Origin of the sequence: Roseivivax sp. GX 12232, from assembly GCF_021272185.1 — a bacterium.
GTDB lineage: Bacteria > Pseudomonadota > Alphaproteobacteria > Rhodobacterales > Rhodobacteraceae > Roseivivax.
The window spans coordinates 107322-125065 of record NZ_JAJSEC010000003.1 but is presented as its reverse complement, the minus strand read 5'-3'; the positions used below and the strand labels follow the sequence as shown (position 1 = coordinate 125065).

Sequence of the window (17744 nt, the reverse complement as noted above, 5' to 3'; positions counted from 1 at the left end):
GGCCCGGCGTGCCAGAAGCGGGCCGATCCAGACCCACAAGAGGGACAGACCATGCCGTTCGACCGTTCGATCAAGATCGCCCCTTCGATCCTCTCGGCCGATTTCGCCGACTTCGGCCGCGAGATCCGCGCCATCGAGGACCAGGGCGCCGACTGGGTGCACATCGACGTCATGGACGGGCATTTCGTGCCCAATCTCACCTTCGGCCCGCCGGCGGTGAAGGCCTTCCGCCCGCATGTGAAAACGGTCATGGACGTGCATCTGATGATCGCCCCGGTCGATCCCTACATCGAGGCCTATGCCGAGGCCGGCGCCGACATCCTGACCGCCCATGTCGAGGCCGGCCCGCACACCCATCGCACCCTGCAGGCGATTCGCGCCGCGGGCATGAAGGCGGGCGTCGCGCTGAACCCCGGCACCCCGGCCGAGGCGGTGGAGCATCTTCTGCCGCTCGCCGACCTCGTGTGCGTGATGACCGTGAACCCGGGCTTCGGCGGGCAGAAGTTCATCGACCTGACCGAGAAGGTGCGCCGGCTGCGCGCGATGATCGGCGACCGCGAGACCCACATCGAGATCGACGGCGGGGTCGACACCACCACCGCGCCGCTGGTCGCCGAGGCCGGCGCCGACGTGCTGGTCGCGGGCTCGGCGGTCTTCAAGGGCGGCTCGGCGGATGCGCCCGGCGTCTACGGCGAGAACATCGCGGCGATCCGCGCGGCGGCCGGCCGGTGAGGATCGCCTTCGACCTCGACGGCACGCTGATCGACAGCGCCCCCGAGATCCGCGGCATCGCCAACGGGATCCTGGCCGAGGAGGGCCGCGCGCCCCTGAGCCTGGCCGAGGCCACCGGCTTCATCGGCAGCGGCGCGGGCGTCTTCATCGCCCGGATGCGCGCCGCCCGCGACCTGCCCGAGAGCGCCCAGGAAGACCTGCGCGCCCGCTTCGAGGCCCGCTACGAGGTGAGCTTCGGGCTGACCCGGCTGTATCCCGGGGTGCCCCGGGCGCGCGAGGCACTTGCCGCGGCGGGCCACCGGCTGGGGCTCTGCACCAACAAGCCGATCGGCCCGACCCGGGCGGTGCTGGCGCATCTGGGGCTGACGGGGATCTTCTCGGCGGTCTTCGGGGGCGACAGCCTCTCGGTGCGCAAGCCCGACCCCGCGCCGCTTCTCGCCGCGCTCGGGGCCATGGGCTCCGGGCCCTGCCTCTACATCGGCGACAGCGAGGTCGACGCCGAGACCGCCCAGCGCGCCGGGGTGCCCTTCCTTCTCTACACCGAAGGTTACCGCAAGACGCCCGCCGAGGAGCTGCCGCAGGCCGGGCGTTTCTCGGATTTCGGCGAACTGACCGACCGGATCGCGCGGCTGGCGGAGTAGCGACGCGGCGCATTGTTTCAGGCGCAGCGTCAGGGTGGAGCCCGGACGCGTCAGACGCGCCCGCGACCGCCTCACCCCGCGCGACCAGAGCGCCAGCGCCGTCCCGCGGGGTGGCGCCTCCGACAGCGGAGCGGCGCGCTTTATGGCAGACAAATACCTCCGCCCCACGCCCTGTGCGTGTCCCTATCAAAAGCGCCGCCCCATCGGGGCGGGACGGCGCTGGCGCGGCGGCCTGCGGCCTTGTTCCGCGCCGGGTGAGTTCGGGTGTGAGGGTCAGCTGTCGCCTCCCCGACGGGACATCAGCTGCCCGAGGTGCTGCGAGCCATTCCCAGGCCAGCGGACAGCACCGCGCGCCGCAGCCCCCTACCCCAGCATCTCCACACCCACGGCGGTCGCCTCGCCGCCGCCGATGCAGATGGAGGCCACGCCGCGCTTGGCCTTGGCCTCGCGCATGGCGCCCAGGAGCGTCACCAGGATCCGTGCGCCGGAGGCGCCGATGGGATGGCCCAGCGCCACCGCGCCGCCGTGCACGTTGAGCTTCTCGTGCGGGATGTCGAGCTCCTTCATGGCGGCCATGGCGACCACCGCGAAGGCCTCGTTGATCTCGAAGAGGTCGACGTCCTCGACGCTCCAGCCGAGCTTGTCGAAGAGCGCCCGCTTGGCGTGGATCGGCGCGGTGGTGAACCAGCCCGGCGTGCCCGCATAGGCCGCGTGGCCGACGATCCGGGCGATGGGCTCGAGCCCCAGCCGCTCGGCTTCGGAGGCCCGCGCCAGCACCAGCGCCGCCGCCCCGTCGTTGATCGAAGAAGAAGACGCCGCGGTGATCGTGCCCTCCTTCTTGAAGGCCGGGCGCAGGTTGGGGATCTTCGCCGGGTCGATCCGGTCCGGCCCCTCGTCGCGGCCCACCTCGACCGCGCCCTTGCGGCTTTTCACCTCGACCGGCGCCAGCTCCCAGCCGAAGGCGCCGCTGTCCGAGGCGCGCTTGGCCCGGGTCACGCTTTCGATGGCATAGGCGTCCTGCTGGTCGCGGGTGAACTGGTAGGCCTCGGCGCAATCCTCGCCGAAGGTGCCCATGGAGCGGCGCGTGCCGTCGGGGGCGATGTCATAGGCGTCCTCGAGCCCGTCGAGCATCATGTGATCGAGCATCCGCGAATGCCCGAGCCGCGCGCCCGCCCGGCCCTGCGGCAGGAGATACGGCGCGTTGGTCATGCTCTCCATGCCGCCCGCCACGGCCACGCCGACCGAGCCCGCGCGCATGGCGTCGAAGGCCTGCATCACCGATTTCATGCCCGAGCCGCAGACCTTGGAGACGGTCGTGCAGGGCACCGAGACCGGCAGCCCCGCCCCGATCGCCGCCTGCCGCGCCGGCGCCTGGCCGAGGCCCGCGGGCAGGACGTTGCCCATGAGCACCTCGCCCACCGCCTCGGGGGCGAGGCCCGCGCGCTCGAGCGCGGCGCGGATCGCGGCCGCGCCCAGCTCGGTGGCGGAGACCCCGGAGAAGGCCCCCTGGAAGGCCCCGAGCGGCGTGCGGGCCGCCCCGCAGATCAGGATCGGATCGTCGGCTGTGTCGCGTGGCATCGCGCCCTCCCTTGCGCAGACAAGTTTGGGCGCAGTCTGACCGAGCCCCGCGGGAAGCGCAATTCGACGCTCAGGCCTCGACCTCGACCCGGCCCACCGGATGCGAACAGCAGGCCAGGATGTAGCCCGCGGCGATGTCCTCCTCGGAGATGCCGCCGTTGTGCACCATGAGCACCTCGCCCGCGGATTTGCGGACCTTGCAGGTGCCGCAGATCCCGAAGGTGCAGCCCGAGGGGATGCGCAGCCCGTTGGCCCGCGACAGCGACAGCACCGTGTCGGTCTGGTGGCAGGGCACCGAGACGCCGGAGCGGGCGAAGACCACCTCGGCCTCCTCGGCCTCCTGGGGCGCGAGATGCTCGTAGTCCGGCACGTCCTCGGCCAGGGCCACAGGCGCGGCGAAGCTTTCCTGGTGGTAGTGCTCCATGTCGAAGCCCATGCCCACCAGCGCCTCGCGCACCATGGTCATGAAGTCCTCGGGCCCGCAGCAGTAGATTTCGCGGTCGAGGTAGTCGGGCGCCATGAGGCCAAGCATGAGCTGGTTCATCCGCCCGAGGTAGCCGGTCCAGACCTCGTAGGGCTCTTCCTCGGTCACCGCGAAGCTCAGGTGCAGCCCGGGCACCCGCGAGGCCATGTGAATGAGCCGCTGCCGGAAGATCAGGTCCGAGGGCCGCCGCGCGCAGGCGATGAGCCGCGCGTCGGGCTCGTGGCCGTAGTCGTAGAGGTAGCTCGCCATGGACATCATCGGCGTGATGCCCGAGCCCGCGGCGATGAAGAGATACTTCCGCTCGGGCGATCCGAGCTGGAACTGCCCCGCCGGCCCGTAGGCCCGGAGCCGCATGCCGGGGCGCAGGTGCTCGAACATCCAGCGGGTGCCCTGGCTCTCGGCCTGGCATTTCACCGTGACCGAGAGGACCAGCGGCCGCGAAGGGCTCGAGGAGATCGTGTAGGTCCGCTCGACCGGCCCGCCGGGCAACGGCAGCTCGAGCGTGATGAACTGCCCTGGGCGGTAGGCGAAGGGCCGCCCCGAGGGCGCGCGGAAGGCGAAGGTCTTCACCCCCGGCGCCTCGGGCACCACCATCACGCAGTCGAGCGGTTCCTCGTCGGTCCAGTGATCCGCCATGTCCCCTCTCATTCGGCCACGTAGAGCGCCCGGCCGGTCAGCCGCGCGGTCATCACCCGGCAGTACCAGTCAACGAACTGGGACACGCCGCTTTCCTGCGCCGGGCTGTAGGGCCCGGGCTCATAGGCCGGGGAGTTCACCCCCAGCTGGTTCTCCTCGACGATGGCGCGGTCCTCGTCGTTGGTGTGCCGCCAGACCGTGGTCAGCCGCTCGAGGTCGTAGTCCTGCCCCTCGACCGCGTCGCCCCGGACGAACCACTTGGTGGTGACCGCGGTCTCCTCGGGGCCGATGGGCATCATCGAGAACAACATCACCACGTCCGAGAGGAAGTGGTTCCAGCTGTTGGGATAGTGGAAGAACAGCAGCGAGCCCGCGTCGCGGATCGCCACATCGCCCACCAGCTTCTCGCAGGAGGGGCCGCCGTCGAGCGTGTAGCTCACCGCCTTGCCCAGAAGCGGCACCCGCACGAAGCGCCATTGCTCGTCCGGCGCGATGGTGAAGCCCGAGGGCAGGCCCGCGCCTTCGCATTTGGCCAGATGCGCGGCGATGGCGGGATCGTCCCGGCCCGAGCCGTCGCCCGCGATATTGGGGTTGTCGTCGAAGCTGACGCAGAGCGAGGGATGGCTGCCCGAGCAGTGGTAGCACTCGCGGTTGTTCTCCATCACCAGCTTCCAGTTGGCCTTCTCGATGATGGTGGTCTCATGGGCGAGCTTGCAGCCCTCGAGCCCGTGCGGCCCGGCGTAGCGCCGCGCGGCGGCGGCCAGCGCGTCGAAGGCGGGCGCCTCGGCGGCGAGCGAAAGGAACAGGATGCCCGCCGCCTCGCGGCAATGCACCGGCTTCAGCCCGTGCCGGGAAGGGTCGAAGTCGGGCCCCATGTCGCGCGCCCAGAGCAGCCGCCCGTCGAGGTCGTAGGTCCATTGGTGGTAGGGGCAGACGAGCTTGGGGCTCGCTCCCTTGCCGGTCTTGCAGAGCCGCGAGCCGCGGTGCCGGCAGGAATTGTGGAAGGCCCGCACCTGCCCGTCGGCGCCGCGCACGACGATCACCGAATAGGCGCCGATCTGCAGCGTCATATGGGCGCCGGGCTTGGCGATCTCGGCGCCCGCGCCGATCAGCAGCCAGTCGCGATACCAGATCTGCTCCATGTCGACCTCGAAAAGGTCGGCGTCGCGGTAGAGCGCGCGGGGCAGCGTGTAGCCGGGGCTGCGGCTCATCAGGTGGGCCAGCATGTCGGAGCGGGCGGTCATCAGGCGGCTCCAGTTTTGCGCGGGGTGGGGTTCAGAGAGGCCGGGGCGGGCGCGGGGTGGCTGTGCGGGGTGCGGCCCGGGGGCGCGATACCAAGCGCGGGGTGCTTACGCGGGGTGCGGCTTTCGGGTGCCGCAGCGGGCGCGGGGCGCGTTCGCGTGGCGAAGCTCTGAGGTGCCGCAGCGGGCGCGAGGCGAAAGCTCCCGCGGCGGCAGGTTGCGAGACCCGGCACGGGGCGGCGGCCCAGCACAGGGCGGAGACCCGGCGCGGGGCGCAGGCCCTCGGCACGGCCGGGCGCGCAAGCCGGCACGGAGCGGATGCGCCGGGGGCGGCGGGGCGCGGGACCGGAACGGTGTGACATGGGACCTCCCCTCTCTGGGCGCCGCCCCGAGGGCGGCTCTGGCCCCGAGCAATCCGCCAAAGCGCCCGGCCCCGCCTGTCGCAAGGCGACCCCGGCGTGCCTCTTTGCGACCAAACGCCGCTTTGCGGCCCCGCACCGCGAAAGCCCGTCCCGAGCGGCCCCTGACGCGATCGTGACGGGCCGGACGGGCGCCCAACCCGCCCCGAGGGCACGCACAAAGGGCACGCGGCCTTTTCCTTGTGGCCAACTGCCCCTAGTCTTCACCTTCGGTTGCCGCACCCGCCCGATGCGCGGGTTTAACCCCCGGGGAGAGAGCCGCCCAGATGCAGGCAGAGATGACCACCGACGCGCCCCTGGGCGGCCGGCCGATCGAGGAGCTGATCGCCTGCCCCCATTGTGACGCGCTCTACGTGGCGCGGATGCCCGAGAAGGGCGGCCGCGCGGTCTGCCGCGACTGCCACACGGTGCTGATCTCGCCCCGCCGCAAGGCCGGCGCGCGGATCATCGCGCTGACGCTGGCAGTGATGATCCTCGTGGTCGGGGCACTGTTCTTCCCCTTCCTCGACATCAACGCGCGGGGCTTCGGCAATTCCACCTCGATCCTCGACACCGCCTCGAGCTTCCGCTCGGGCTACATGACCTTCCTGTCGGTGGTGGTGGCCGCGGGGATCATCGTGATCCCGCTGATCCGCACGCTGCTGATCCTCTATGTGCTGGTGCCGGTGGTGGCCGACCGCCGGCCCTTCCCGCAGGCCCGCCGGGCCTTTCGCCTGAGCCAGGAGCTGAAGCCCTGGGCCATGGCCGAGATCTTCGCCATCGGCTGCGCCGTGGCCCTGGTCAAGGTCGCCGATCTGGCGCAGATCGGTTTCGGCCCCGCCTTCTGGATGTTCGCCGTGCTGGTGATCCTGGTCCTCTTCAACGACAACTACCTGTGCACCTGGTCGGTATGGAAATCGCTGGAACTGGAAGAAGAGTGACCGCCCGCGAGGCGGGTCTGGTGGCCTGCCGCCGCTGCGCCCGGGTCTGGCCGATGGGCCAGGACCGCTGCGGGCGCTGCGGCAGCCACCTGGTCTCGCGCGATCCGACCAGCCTGCAAAGGGTCTGGGCCTGGTGGATCGCCGGGGTGATCGCCTATATCCCGGCCAACATCTACCCGATGCTCAGCACCCGGACGATCGTCTCCTCCTCCGAGAATACCATCGTCGGCGGCGCGGTGGAGATCGCCAGCCACGGCTCCTACGGGGTCGCGGCGATCATCCTCATCGCCAGCGTGCTGATCCCGGTCGGCAAGTTCCTGGCCATCGCCTTTCTCGCCATCTCGGCGCGGCGCGGCTCGACCGTGCCGGCGCGCAAGCGCACCCATCTCTACGAGGTCGTGGAGTTCATCGGCCGCTGGTCGATGATCGACGTCTTCGTGGTCGCCATCCTGTCGTCGCTGGTCCAGCTTTCCGTGGTCGCCTCGATCCGGCCCGGACCCGCGGCCTTCACCTTCGCCCTTTCCGTCATCTTCACCATGCTGTCCGCGCAGGCCTTCGATCCGCGTCTCATCTGGGATGCCCGCTCGCGCGAGGCCAAGAGGACCGATTAACCGCCCATGACCGACCGTCCCGAACCCGATGCCGTGCCCCTTGAAGAGGGCAAGCCGCCGCTCCGCGAACGCCTGTCGCTGATCTGGCTGATCCCGCTGGTGGCCCTGGCCGTGGCGCTGGGGGCGGCCTGGCGCAACTACGCCGACCAGGGCCCGCTGGTCGAGATCACCTTCGACAATGCCGCGGGCGTCAAGGCCGGCGAGACGCTCCTGCGCTACCGCGACATCGAGGTCGGCCTGGTCGAGACTGTGCGCTTCAGCGCCGACCTCGAGAAGGTCGTGGTCGAGGTCCGCATCGAGAAGGACCTGGCCGATTACATCGACGGCGACTCGCGCTTCTGGGTGGTGCGTCCCGAGGTCTCGGCCCGGGGTGTCAGCGGGCTCGATACGGTGCTGTCGGGCGTCTACATCCAGGGCGCCTGGGACAGCGAGCCCGGCGGCTTCGCCAGCCGCTTCGAGGGCCTGCCCAACGCGCCGCTTCTGGGCGCCGACCAGGAAGGCGTGGCCTTCCGCCTGCGCTCGGCCCAGGGGCTGCCCGCGGCCAATACGCCGATCTACTTCAAGGGCGTCGAGGTCGGCCAGGTGGCCGCCGCCGAGATCAACCAGGACGGCTCGGGCGTGGCCACCGAGGCGGTGATCTACGAGCCCTACACGCGGCTCGTGACCGACACGACGCGGTTCTGGGACGTCTCGGGCTTCTCCTTCTCGCTCGGGGCCTCGGGGGCGCGGCTGAACTTCGACAGCTTCGCCTCGCTGATCTCGGGCGGCATCACCTTCGAGAACATGGGCTCGGGCGGCGCACCGCTGGCCGACGGGGCGGTCTTCGACCTCTTCCCCGACGAGGAGGCCGCGCGCGACGACTTCCTGGTCGAGGGCGACGGGCGCAGCGTCACCATGTCCATGGTCTTCGAGCAGAACCTCTCGGGGCTTTCGACCGGGGCGGCGGTGGAACTGGGCGGCCTGCGCGTCGGCGAGGTCACCGCGATCACCGGGCTGGTCGACGCCGAGCGCTTCGGCGACGAGGACGTGCGGCTCCTGACCACCGTGCGGATCAACCCCGGCCGGATCGGTCTTGGCGACGGCGCGGGCGAGGAGGAGCTCTTCGACTACCTCACCTCGCGGGTCGCGGACGGGCTGCGCGCGCAGCTCACCAATGCCTCGATCCTGACCGGCGGTCTGAAAATCGTGCTGGTCGAGACCGGGACCGCCAGCGAGGCACGCTTCGAGCGCGCCGCCGATCCCTACCCGCAGATCCCCACCACCCGGGCGGATGTGACCGACATCTCAACCTCGGCCCAGGGCGTGCTGCAGCGCGTCAGCGACCTGCCGATCGAAGAGGTCATGCAATCCGCCATCGGCTTCCTCGACAATGCCACCGCGCTCGTTGGCAGCCAGGCGCTGCAGGAGGCGCCGGACGAGCTGCAGGGCATCCTCGCGGCGGTGCGCGGCGTGGCCGAAAGCCAGGACGTGCAGGGCCTGCCCGGGCAGGTCTCGGGGCTGGTCGGCGACCTGCAGGAGATCTCGGGCTCGCTCAATGCGATCCTCTCCGAGCTCGAGCGCCAGGGCATCTCCGAGACGCTCGCCGGCGCGGTGGCGGACCTGGGCCGGGCGGCCGAGGGGCTGCCGGGCGTGGTCGAGGAGGTCGACGCCGTGGTCGCCCGCGCGGGCGAGGTGCCGCTCGATGCGCTCAGCGCCGATGTGCGGGCGCTGCTGGCCTCGGTGCAGGATTATGTCGACAAGCCCGCCACCCAGGCGATCCCCGACGAGCTGGTCGCCGCCATGGACGAGGTGCAGGCCATCCTCGCCGATGTCCGCGGGCTGACCGGCGGCGCGGCGGTGCAGGGCGCGCCCGACCAGATCGCCGCGGTGCTAAGCGACCTCGAGGAGATCTCGGGCTCGCTCAACACCATCGTCTCCGAGCTCGAGCGCGAGGACATCGCCGCGCGGCTGACCGCGACGCTTGAGGACGTGCAGCGTTCGGCGGAAGGGCTGCCGGGCCTGGTCGACCAGGCCGAGGGCATCCTGACCGAGGCCGGCGAGGTGCCGCTCGAGACGCTGGCCAACCGCACCTCCGAGCTTCTGGCCTCGGCCGAGGCGATCCTCGACCAGCCCTCCACCCGCGAGCTGCCGGGCGAGCTGAACGGCGCGCTCTCGGAGCTGCGGCTGATGCTCGAGGAGCTGCGCGAGGGCGGCGTGGCCGAGAACGCCAATGCCACGCTGGTCTCGGCCCGCGACGCGGCGGCGGCGGTGGAAGAGGCGACGCAGCTTCTGCCCGGCATCGCCACGCAGCTGCGCAGCGTCGCCAACCAGGCCGGCGCCACGCTCAGCAACTACGGCCGTGAGTCCGAGTTCTCGCGCGACACGCAGCAGGCCATCCGCCAGATCGAGGCGGCGGCGGCGGCGATCGAGCGGCTGGCCCGGACCATCGACCGCAAACCCAATTCGCTCATCCTGGGACGGTGATCACATGACGATGTTGAAACTCTCGCGGCTGGCCGCGCTTGGCCTTGGCCTCCTCGTCGCGGCCTGCGGGCCGGAACCGCGCTTTGCCAGCCCGATCAGCCCACCCGAGGCGCGGGTCGCCTCGGCCTTTCCGAGCCTCGAGGTGGTGGAGGTCACCCTGCCCTCCTATGCCGCCGACGAGCAGATCTTCCAGCGCGGCGCCGACGGGGCGATCGCGCCGGCGGGCACGCTCTGGGCCGACCTGCCGGCGCGGGCGATCACGCTGCAGCTGTCGCGGGACCTCGCGGTGATCACCGGGGTGACCGTGGCGCCCGAGCCCTGGCCCTTCCGGCCCTTCCCCGCCGCGCGGGTGGACGTGCGGCTCGAGGAGATGCTGGCGACCTCCGAGGGCACCTTCCGGCTCGCCGGGCAGTATTTCGTCGCCCCCGAGGCCGGCGGGCGGGCGACGGCGGGGCAGTTCGCCATCGTCGAGCCGATCCAGGGCGACACCGGCTCCGCGGCCGCCATCGCCACCGCCCGCGGCCGCGCCGTCGCCCGCCTCGCCGAGCAGATCGCGCGGGAGGGGCTGTGAGGTAAGGGCGCGCGGCGGACCGGGGGCCGGCGCTGCTGACCTCTGGGCTAGGTGCTTTATCCCGGCAAGGTCAGGGCTCACTGTGAGCTAGGCACGCCATACCAAGGAGCGCCGGCCCAAGGGGCCGGTCCGGCGCGCGCCCGGCATCTTCGATGCTATTCGGGCGCAAGGGGGTGCGGCGTCGCCTCCTGGGCTGAAATGTGCAGGACGGCGGTGCATTGGAGGAAGGGCGAGGCCGTGACGCGGTGAAGCCTGGCCTCCCCATCTCCACAACACCCCGGTCCCCTTCCGCGCAACAGAGGGCGCGCGGCGGACCGGGGGCCGGCGCTGCCGACGGCTGAGCGAAGCGCTTTATCCCAACAAGGTCAGGGCTAGCGATGATCTAAGCGCTTCGCCCACAAGAGCGCCGGCCCATCGGGCCGGTCCGGCGCGCGCCCGGCACCTTCGGTGCTGTTCGGGCGCAAGAGGCGCGGCGTCACCTTCAGTGCTGAGATGTGCAGGTCAACGGTGCCGGTAGGCGGCAAGCCATCCTCCCACCCCCAACTCCCCCCGCATTACGACCCATCACGTTCCCGTTGAACCGATGGACGGGTCCGGCGCCCGGGTGCATTGATTGGCCGCATCCAACGCTGGAAGGTTGCCGCCCATGCTCGATGCCCGTCTCAGGCCGCTGATCGACCCGCCGCTCAACGCGGCCGGGCGGCGGCTGGCGGATATGGGGATCGGGGCCAATACCGTCACGCTGGCGGGCCTGGCGCTCGGCCTCGCATCCGCCGCGATGATCGCGGTCGGCGCGGTAACCTGGGCGCTCCTGCCGCTCCTCGTCTCGCGGCTTGCCGACGGGCTCGACGGGGCCATCGCGCGGGCCAGCCGCAAGACCGACTACGGCGGCTATCTCGACATCACCTGCGACTTCCTCTTCTACGGCGCGGTGCCGCTGGCCTTCGTGCTGCTCGATCCCGCGCGGAACGGCCTGGCGGGCGCCTTCCTGCTCGCCGCCTTCTATTTCAACGGCGCGAGCTTCCTGGGCTACGCGATCCTCGCGGCCAAGCGCGGGCTGACCACCGAGGCCCAGGGCTCCAAGTCGCTCTACTTCTCCAACGGCATCCTCGAAGGCACCGAGACCATCGGCTTCTTCGTGCTACTCTGCCTTCTGCCGTCCCAGTTCCCGGCGCTCGCCTGGATCTTCGGGGCGCTCTGTTATCTGACCGGCGGGCTCAGGCTCTGGGCCGCCTCCGGTGTGTTCACCGACCCCAAGGAGAGACAATGACCCCGTTCCAGACCGCCCGGACGCTTGCCCTCGCGGCGTCGCTCGCCCTGCCCGCGCCCCTGGCCCTGGCCCAAGCTCCCGATCCCGCCGACTGGGCCCAGGTCACCGAGGCCGCCGAGGGCCAGACGGTTTACTGGCACGCCTGGGGCGGGGACACCGCGACCAATGACTTCATCTCCTGGGTCGGCGACCGGGTCATGGCCGAACACGGCGTCACCCTCGAACACGTCAAGCTCTCGGACACCGGCGACGCGGTCACCCGCGTCCTCTCCGAGAAACAGGCCGGCGAGGACGCGGACGGCGCGGTCGACCTGATCTGGATCAACGGGCCGAATTTCGCCGCCATGAAGGATGCCGGCATCCTCTTCGGCCCCTTCGCCGAGGACCTGCCGAACTGGCAATACGTCGATGTCGACGGCAAGACCGTGCAGACCGATTTCACCGTGCCGACCGAGGGGCTCGAGGCGCCCTGGGCCATGGCGCAGGTGGTCTTCATGTATGACACCGCCGATATCGAGGGCCCCCTGCCCTCGGCCGAGGCGATCCGCGACTGGGCGGCGAACAACCCGGGCCGTTTCACCTATCCGCAGCCGCCCGACTTCCTGGGCGCCACCTTCCTCAAGCAGACGCTGATCGAGCTGGTCGACGACAACGCGGTGCTGGGCGCCCCGGTCGATGAGGCCGACTTCCAGGCGGTCACCGCGCCGCTCTGGGACTACCTCGACGCGCTGACGCCGAACCTCTGGCGCCAGGGCCGGGCCTATCCGGCCTCGGGGCCGGCGCAGATCCAGCTTCTGGCCGATGACGAGATCGACCTGGCGATCTCTTTCAATCCCAACGAGGCCTCGCGCAACATCGCGCAGTTCAAGCTGCCCGAGACGATCCGCACCTTCGTCCTCGAGGACGGCACGCTGGGCAATGCCTCCTTCGTGGCGATCCCCTACAACTCGGGCTCCAAGGCCGGCGCCATGGTGGTGGCCAACTACCTGATGTCGCCCGAGGCGCAGGTCCGGGCGCAGGACCCCGAGGTGCTGGGCTACAACACCGTGCTGGACATGCAGGCGCTCTCTGACGAACAACGCGCCGCCTTCGACGCGCTGGAGCTGGGCGTCGCCACGCTCTCGCCCGCCGAACTGGGCCGGGTCCAGCCCGAGCCGCATCCGAGCTGGATGACCCGCGTCACCGAGGAATGGATCGAACGCTACGGCGTCGTCCAGTAACCGCATGAGCCGCCGGACGATCAGCGGAGCGGGGCCGTTCGCCGCCGCGCCGGTCCTGACCGTCTTGGTCATGCTGGGCCCGGTGGCGGCGGGGCTGGCGGGCACGCTCCTGCCGGCCTTCGGCTACCTGCCGGCGGCGGGGCTCGACGCGGTCTCGCTCGATCCCTTCCGCGACCTGGCCGACTGGCCCGGGCTCTGGCCCGCGATGCGCCTTTCGGTGACCACCGGGCTTGCGGCGACGCTTCTGGCGCTGGGGGGCGTGGCGCTTCTCTTCGCCGGCTGGTCGGGCACCCGCGCCTTCCGCGCGCTTGAACGCCTCCTGTCGCCGCTCCTGTCGGTGCCGCATGCGGCCATGGCCTTCGGGTTGGCCTTCCTGATCGCGCCTTCGGGCTGGATCGCCCGGGCGCTCTCGCCCTGGGCCACGGGCTGGGAGCGGCCGCCCGACCTTCTGATCGTGCAGGACCCCTGGGGCATCGCGCTGACCATGGGGCTGGTCGCCAAGGAGATGCCCTTCCTGCTGCTGATGGCCCTGGCGGCGCTTGGCCAGACCGACGCGCGGCGGCGGCTGCGGGTGGCCCAGGCGGCGGGCTACGGGCGAGTCGCGGGCTGGCTGAAGGCGGTCTTCCCGGGCATCTACGCGCAGATCCGGCTGCCGGTCTACGTGGTGCTTGCCTATTCCATGAGCGTCGTCGACGTGGCGCTGATCCTCGGGCCTTCGACGCCGCCGCCGCTGTCGGTGCAGGTGGTGCGCTGGATGAGCGACCCGGACCTCTCGATGCGGCTGGTGGCCTCGGCGGCGGCGCTTTTGCAGCTGGCGCTGGTCCTCGGCGCGCTCGCGCTCTGGCGGCTGGGCGAGGCGCTGGTGGCCCGGCTCGGGCTCGCCTGGATCGAGCGCGGCGCCCGCGCGCGGCTTGCCGACCGGGTGCTGCGCCCCCTCGGCGTGGTCTCGGGCGGCTTCTCGGCGGCGGTGATCCTGGCCGGGCTCGCGGGGCTCGCGGTCTGGTCGCTCGCGGGCTTCTGGAGCTTTCCCGAACCGCTGCCCCGGGGTTTCACCGCGCAGAACTGGATGCGCCATGGCCCGGGCGCCTGGGAGGCGACGGGGCTCACCGCGCTGGTGGCGCTGGCCTCGGTCGGCCTGGCGCTGGCACTGGTGGTGGGCTGCCTCGAGGCCGAATACCGCCGTGGGCGGGCGCTGAGCCAGGCCGGGCTCTGGCTCATCTACCTGCCGCTCCTGGTGCCGCAGATCGCCTTCCTGCCGGGGCTGCAGACGCTGCTTCTGGTGCTGGGTTTCGGGGCCGGGCCGGGGCCGGTGATCCTGGGCCACCTGGTCTTCGTCCTGCCTTACGTCTTCCTCTCGCTCGGCGATCCCTGGCGCGCCTGGGACGGCCGCGCGGGCACCGTGGCGCGGGCGCTCGGCGCGGGGCCGCTGCGGGTGCTCCTGCGCGTCCGTCTGCCGATGCTGATCCGCCCGCTCCTGACCGCCGCGGCGGTGGGCGTGGCGGTCAGCGTCGGGCAATACCTGCCGACGCTGCTGGTCGGCGGCGGGCGGGTGCCGACGCTCACAACCGAGGCCGTGGCGCTGGCCTCGGGCGGCGACCGGCGGGCGATCGGGGTCTATGGCGTCGCCCAGACGCTGGCGGTCATGGTGCCCTTCGCCGCCGCGCTGATGCTGCCGGCGCTGATCTACCGCAACCGCAGGGGGCTGCATGGCTGAGGGGCTGAGGCTCGAAGAGGTGGTGATCTGCCAGGGCGGCGCGCCGCTGGTGTCGCTCGACGCCGCGGTGCGCCCCGGCGAGGTGCTGAGCGTCATGGGCCCCTCGGGGGTCGGCAAGTCGACCATCCTGTCGCTGATCACCGGCTCGCTGGCGCCGGTCTTCCACTTCGAGGGCCGGGTGCTGCTCGACGGCGAGGAGATCACCGCGAAACCCGCCGAGGCGCGGCGGATCGGGATCCTGTTCCAGGACGACCTGCTGTTCCCGCATCTCTCGGTGGCGCAGAACCTCGCCTTCGGGCTGGCCCCCGGCGGCAGCCGCGCCGCGCGCCGCGCCCGGATCGAGGAGGGCCTCTGCGAGATCGGCCTCGAGGGCTTCGGGCCGCGCGATCCCGCGACGCTCTCGGGTGGGCAGAAGGCGCGGGTGGCGCTGATGCGGATGCTGCTGTCCGATCCCCGGGCGCTGCTGCTCGACGAGGCGTTCTCCGGCCTCGACCAGGGCCTGCGCGCGCAGATGCGCCGGCTGGTCTTCGAGCACGCCCGCGCCCGGGCGCTGCCGGTGCTGATGGTGACCCACGACCCCGAGGACGCCGAGGCCGCCGGCGGCCGGGTGGTGGACCTGGGGTCTGGGGGGTCTGGGGGGTGAGGTTTGGGCCGGTTGGCGTGGGGCTGGATGGTGCGGGGCGCTGTCTGTGGAGCGGCGCGCGGTCCCATTCGTGCCGAGATGGCGCACCGGCCTGGGTGGCGCCTCTTTCCGACGTCCTAGTTGCCGCCTCCCTCCGAGAACGTGAGCAGCCCCCTCACGCTGCGCTTTGACCTGGCTGTGAGCCGATCCGCAGACCTAGCCGCCCCGAGCACCGGTCGAAATAGAGGCCGCGTCTCACTCCACGCCCCTTTCACCCCTTGCCACACAGGGTGTGTCTCGCCTCTCTCCGCTCTCGCAACAGAGGGTGCGTCTCGCCTCGCGCCCCTCTCACCCCTCGCAACAGAGGGCGCGCGCCGGACCGGGGGCCGGCGCTGCTGACAGTCGAGCGGCGCGCTTTATCCATGCAAGGTCAGGGCTAGCGACGATCTAAGCACGCCATCCCAAGGAGCGCCGGCCCAAGGGGCCGGTCCGGCGCGCGCCCGGCACCTTCGGTGCTATTCGGGCGCAAGAGGAGGGGCGTCTCCGTTTGTGCCAAGCGGTGAAGGCGGTGTGGGGAGTGAAGGTGCTAAAGGCGGCCCGGGCGGTGCGGGTGTCGATGATGGTGAAGGCTGCGTGTGTGGTGAAGTTGGCGAAGGCGGTGAAGGCGGTGAAGGCGGTGAAGGCTCGAGCCCCAGCTATGGGCAGGCAACCCGTGGCCCCACTCCGCGCCGACGACAGGCCCCGCTCCGCCTAGACAACAAAGAAAAACGCCCGGCGGAGGTCCACCGGGCGTTCTTATCTCAGCCTAGGCGCGCAGGGCTGCGCGACGTCGGTGACCTTGCGCGGCGCGGCGCGTCACCAGCGGCGACACCCACGCCCGCCCCCGGCTCACTCCGCCCGGGTGCCGTCCGCGTTATACGTCGCGAGGTAGGCGATCACATCCGCGCGCTCTTCCTCCTTGCGCAGACCGGCGAAGGACATCTTCGTGCCCGGCGCCCATTCGCGCGGGTTCTCGAGGAAGGCGTCGAGGTTCTCGGGGGTCCAGACCACGCCCTCTTCGCCCTTCTCCATCAACGCGTCGGAGTAGTTGAAGCCCTCGACCGCGGCGACATCGCGGCCGACCACGCCGTTCTGCTGCGGGCCGACGCGGTTCTGCGCGTCCTCGCCCACCATGTGGCAGGCCATGCACTTGCGGTAGACGCGCTCGCCGGCCTCGGGATCGCCGGTGATCTCCATGCCTTCGCCGGATTCGTGGCTTTCGGCCCAGGCCATCCCGGCGGGCAGCATGGCAAGGACACTCGCGGCGAGAAGTTTGTTGAACATGATCTCTCTTTCCTCAGACTGATGCGACACGGAAATCCAGCCGGTCGGGTCGGACGCGCCCTTGTGCCGGGCCGGGCCGACCTTGCGGTCTGGGTCTCCTCCTTCGGTTCCCACGGCGGAAACTCTAGCGCAGCCCGGGAATTTGACCATGCCTCTTGTGTGTTAGGCGATAACCGGCGACCCGAGGCCGCACCCCGGGCCGCTAAAGCGCGACCGCCGCGCCGGTCTCGGCCGAGCGCTGCGCGGCCAGCCCCATGCGCACCGCCTTGGCGCCGTCGCTCAGCGAGACCTCGACCGGCCCGCCCGAGCGGATCACCTCGAGGAAGCGGCGGTGCTGGTAGAAGGTCGAGCCGTTGTGATCCCCGGCATCCAGCAGCGCCGGGTCCACCGGCACGTCGAGCACCTGCTCGCCCGAGGGGTTGCGCGGGCTCAGCACCACCTGCGGCACCGGCGCGGGGCCCAGATGCTCGGGCCAGAAACGCGTCGGTCCCGGCACCAGCGCCTCGATCTTGCCGCGCGGGCCGACGGCGCTCAGGTGCTCCTGATACTTCGAGCCCTCGGCGAACATGCAAAGCTCGAGCATCGCCCGCGCGCCGTTGTCGAAATCCACGATCGTATAGGCGTTGTCCCAGATGTCGGGGGCGCGGCCGTCGTAGCTTTCCTCGCGGTGGTTCACCGACTGGCCACCCGAGGCCATGACCCGCACCGGCTCGGCCCCGGTCGCCAGCCGCATGAGATCGAAGAAATGGCAGCATTTCTCGACCAACGTGCCGCCCGAGGTGGCGTTGAAGCGGTTCCAGGCCTGCACCTTGTCGAGGAAGGGAAAACGGTGCTCGCGGATGGTCAGCATCTTCAGCCCGCCGGTCTCGGCCTCGGCGCGCTCGAGCATCATCGCGATGGGCGGCATGTAACGGTATTCCATCGCCACCCAGATCGGCGCGGGATAGTCGCGGGCCAGCACCTCGACGCGGGCGGCCTCGGCCTCGCTGGTGTAAAGCGGCTTCTCCACGATCATCGGCAGCGGGCGGATCGCGGCGACCTCCTCCATCTGCGACACATGCAGGTTGTTCGGCGAGGCGATCAGCAGGCAGTCGAGCGTGTTCCGGCGCAGCATCTCGGGGATGCTGCCGACGAGCGCCGCATCGGGCGCCAGCGCCCCGGCCCGGCCGCGCATCTCGGCGTCCGGCTCGAAGATCGCGTCGACCCGCGCCCCGCCCAGAAGCTGGATGTTGCGGATGTGCTCCTGCCCCATCATGCCGGCGCCGATGATGCCGTAGTTAACCATGCTCAAGTCGTCCC

Annotated in this window: 15 protein-coding genes; 10 read left to right on the top strand and 5 right to left on the bottom strand. The window is 71.1% G+C overall.

Translation table 11 applies throughout. The features are described from left to right. Nucleotides 1–51 precede the first annotated feature (51 nt). Together rpe and gph are read left to right on the top strand one after the other, a co-directional pair. Nucleotides 52–732, top strand: coding sequence for a ribulose-phosphate 3-epimerase (gene rpe / locus LR948_RS07025; protein ID WP_232753283.1), 681 nt, complete (start codon nt 52–54; stop codon nt 730–732). Then, nucleotides 729–1373, top strand: coding sequence for a phosphoglycolate phosphatase (gph, locus tag LR948_RS07020; protein WP_232753282.1), 645 nt, complete (start codon nt 729–731; stop codon nt 1371–1373). Before rpe ends, gph begins: the two co-directional genes overlap by 4 nt. A 363-nt stretch (nt 1374–1736) precedes the next feature. On the opposite strand, the gene LR948_RS07015 is transcribed toward gph, so the two are convergent. The 3 genes from LR948_RS07015 to LR948_RS07005 form a co-directional block, all read right to left on the bottom strand. Next, a complete protein-coding gene (locus LR948_RS07015; protein ID WP_232753281.1) occupies nt 1737–2951 on the bottom strand; it encodes an acetyl-CoA C-acyltransferase in 1215 nt (404 codons plus the stop codon). A gap of 70 nt (nt 2952–3021) precedes the next feature. Then, a complete protein-coding gene (locus tag LR948_RS07010) occupies nt 3022–4071 on the bottom strand; it encodes a hybrid-cluster NAD(P)-dependent oxidoreductase (protein WP_232753280.1) in 1050 nt (349 codons plus the stop codon). Between the two features lie 8 nt (nt 4072–4079). After that, nucleotides 4080–5315 (bottom strand): SRPBCC family protein, encoded by a 1236-nt coding sequence (locus LR948_RS07005; RefSeq protein ID WP_232753279.1) that lies wholly within the window; start codon nt 5313–5315, stop codon nt 4080–4082. A gap of 682 nt (nt 5316–5997) precedes the next feature. Between LR948_RS07005 and LR948_RS07000 the strand changes: the two genes are divergently transcribed. The 8 genes from LR948_RS07000 to LR948_RS06965 all read left to right on the top strand — a co-directional run bounded on the left by LR948_RS07000 (nt 5998) and on the right by LR948_RS06965 (nt 15143). Then, nucleotides 5998–6651 carry a paraquat-inducible protein A gene (locus tag LR948_RS07000; protein ID WP_232753278.1) on the top strand — a complete coding sequence of 218 codons (654 nt, stop codon included), beginning with the start codon at nt 5998–6000 and terminating at the stop codon, nt 6649–6651. Then, nucleotides 6621–7262 carry a paraquat-inducible protein A gene (locus LR948_RS06995; protein WP_232753564.1) on the top strand — a complete coding sequence of 214 codons (642 nt, stop codon included), beginning with the start codon at nt 6621–6623 and terminating at the stop codon, nt 7260–7262. Before LR948_RS07000 ends, LR948_RS06995 begins: the two co-directional genes overlap by 31 nt. 6 nt (nt 7263–7268) lie before the next feature. Next, on the top strand, nt 7269–9725 hold the full coding sequence (locus LR948_RS06990) for an intermembrane transport protein PqiB (protein ID WP_232753277.1): 2457 nt from the start codon (nt 7269–7271) through the stop codon (nt 9723–9725). 4 nt (nt 9726–9729) lie between these two features. Further along, complete coding sequence (locus tag LR948_RS06985) at nt 9730–10296, top strand: membrane integrity-associated transporter subunit PqiC (RefSeq protein ID WP_232753276.1); 567 nt, start codon at nt 9730–9732, stop codon at nt 10294–10296. Nucleotides 10297–10942: 646 nt separating this feature from the next. Then, a complete protein-coding gene (locus LR948_RS06980) occupies nt 10943–11566 on the top strand; it encodes a CDP-alcohol phosphatidyltransferase family protein (RefSeq protein ID WP_232753275.1) in 624 nt (207 codons plus the stop codon). Continuing rightward, nucleotides 11563–12786: an ABC transporter substrate-binding protein gene (locus tag LR948_RS06975; protein ID WP_232753274.1), complete on the top strand. Its 1224-nt coding sequence runs from the start codon at nt 11563–11565 to the stop codon at nt 12784–12786. The genes LR948_RS06980 and LR948_RS06975 overlap by 4 nt, the downstream gene beginning before the upstream one ends. 4 nt (nt 12787–12790) lie before the next feature. Beyond that, nucleotides 12791–14500 carry an ABC transporter permease gene (locus tag LR948_RS06970; protein ID WP_232753273.1) on the top strand — a complete coding sequence of 570 codons (1710 nt, stop codon included), beginning with the start codon at nt 12791–12793 and terminating at the stop codon, nt 14498–14500. Continuing rightward, nucleotides 14493–15143 carry an ATP-binding cassette domain-containing protein gene (locus LR948_RS06965; protein ID WP_232753272.1) on the top strand — a complete coding sequence of 217 codons (651 nt, stop codon included), beginning with the start codon at nt 14493–14495 and terminating at the stop codon, nt 15141–15143. The genes LR948_RS06970 and LR948_RS06965 overlap by 8 nt, the downstream gene beginning before the upstream one ends. A gap of 867 nt (nt 15144–16010) precedes the next feature. Here LR948_RS06965 and LR948_RS06960 read toward each other — a convergent pair. Together LR948_RS06960 and LR948_RS06955 are read right to left on the bottom strand one after the other, a co-directional pair. After that, nucleotides 16011–16445 (bottom strand): cytochrome c family protein, encoded by a 435-nt coding sequence (locus tag LR948_RS06960; protein ID WP_232753271.1) that lies wholly within the window; start codon nt 16443–16445, stop codon nt 16011–16013. A gap of 202 nt (nt 16446–16647) precedes the next feature. Continuing rightward, nucleotides 16648–17730 (bottom strand): Gfo/Idh/MocA family protein, encoded by a 1083-nt coding sequence (locus LR948_RS06955; protein ID WP_232753270.1) that lies wholly within the window; start codon nt 17728–17730, stop codon nt 16648–16650. Nucleotides 17731–17744: the final 14 nt, after the last annotated feature.

Excerpts from the sequence above, each read along its gene's own strand:
- rpe (WP_232753283.1), top strand. The coding sequence starts at position 52 with ATGCCGTTCGACCGTTCGATCAAGATCGCCCCTTCGATCCTCTCGGCC.
- LR948_RS07015 (WP_232753281.1), bottom strand. The coding sequence starts at position 2,951 with ATGCCACGCGACACAGCCGACGATCCGATCCTGATCTGCGGGGCGGCC.
- LR948_RS07010 (WP_232753280.1), bottom strand. The coding sequence starts at position 4,071 with ATGGCGGATCACTGGACCGACGAGGAACCGCTCGACTGCGTGATGGTG.
- LR948_RS07005 (WP_232753279.1), bottom strand. The coding sequence starts at position 5,315 with ATGACCGCCCGCTCCGACATGCTGGCCCACCTGATGAGCCGCAGCCCC.
- LR948_RS07000 (WP_232753278.1), top strand. The coding sequence starts at position 5,998 with ATGCAGGCAGAGATGACCACCGACGCGCCCCTGGGCGGCCGGCCGATC.
- LR948_RS06995 (WP_232753564.1), top strand. The coding sequence starts at position 6,621 with ATGGAAATCGCTGGAACTGGAAGAAGAGTGACCGCCCGCGAGGCGGGT.
- LR948_RS06990 (WP_232753277.1), top strand. The coding sequence starts at position 7,269 with ATGACCGACCGTCCCGAACCCGATGCCGTGCCCCTTGAAGAGGGCAAG.
- LR948_RS06985 (WP_232753276.1), top strand. The coding sequence starts at position 9,730 with ATGACGATGTTGAAACTCTCGCGGCTGGCCGCGCTTGGCCTTGGCCTC.
- LR948_RS06980 (WP_232753275.1), top strand. The coding sequence starts at position 10,943 with ATGCTCGATGCCCGTCTCAGGCCGCTGATCGACCCGCCGCTCAACGCG.
- LR948_RS06975 (WP_232753274.1), top strand. The coding sequence starts at position 11,563 with ATGACCCCGTTCCAGACCGCCCGGACGCTTGCCCTCGCGGCGTCGCTC.
- LR948_RS06970 (WP_232753273.1), top strand. The coding sequence starts at position 12,791 with ATGAGCCGCCGGACGATCAGCGGAGCGGGGCCGTTCGCCGCCGCGCCG.
- LR948_RS06965 (WP_232753272.1), top strand. The coding sequence starts at position 14,493 with ATGGCTGAGGGGCTGAGGCTCGAAGAGGTGGTGATCTGCCAGGGCGGC.
- LR948_RS06960 (WP_232753271.1), bottom strand. The coding sequence starts at position 16,445 with ATGTTCAACAAACTTCTCGCCGCGAGTGTCCTTGCCATGCTGCCCGCC.
- LR948_RS06955 (WP_232753270.1), bottom strand. The coding sequence starts at position 17,730 with ATGGTTAACTACGGCATCATCGGCGCCGGCATGATGGGGCAGGAGCAC.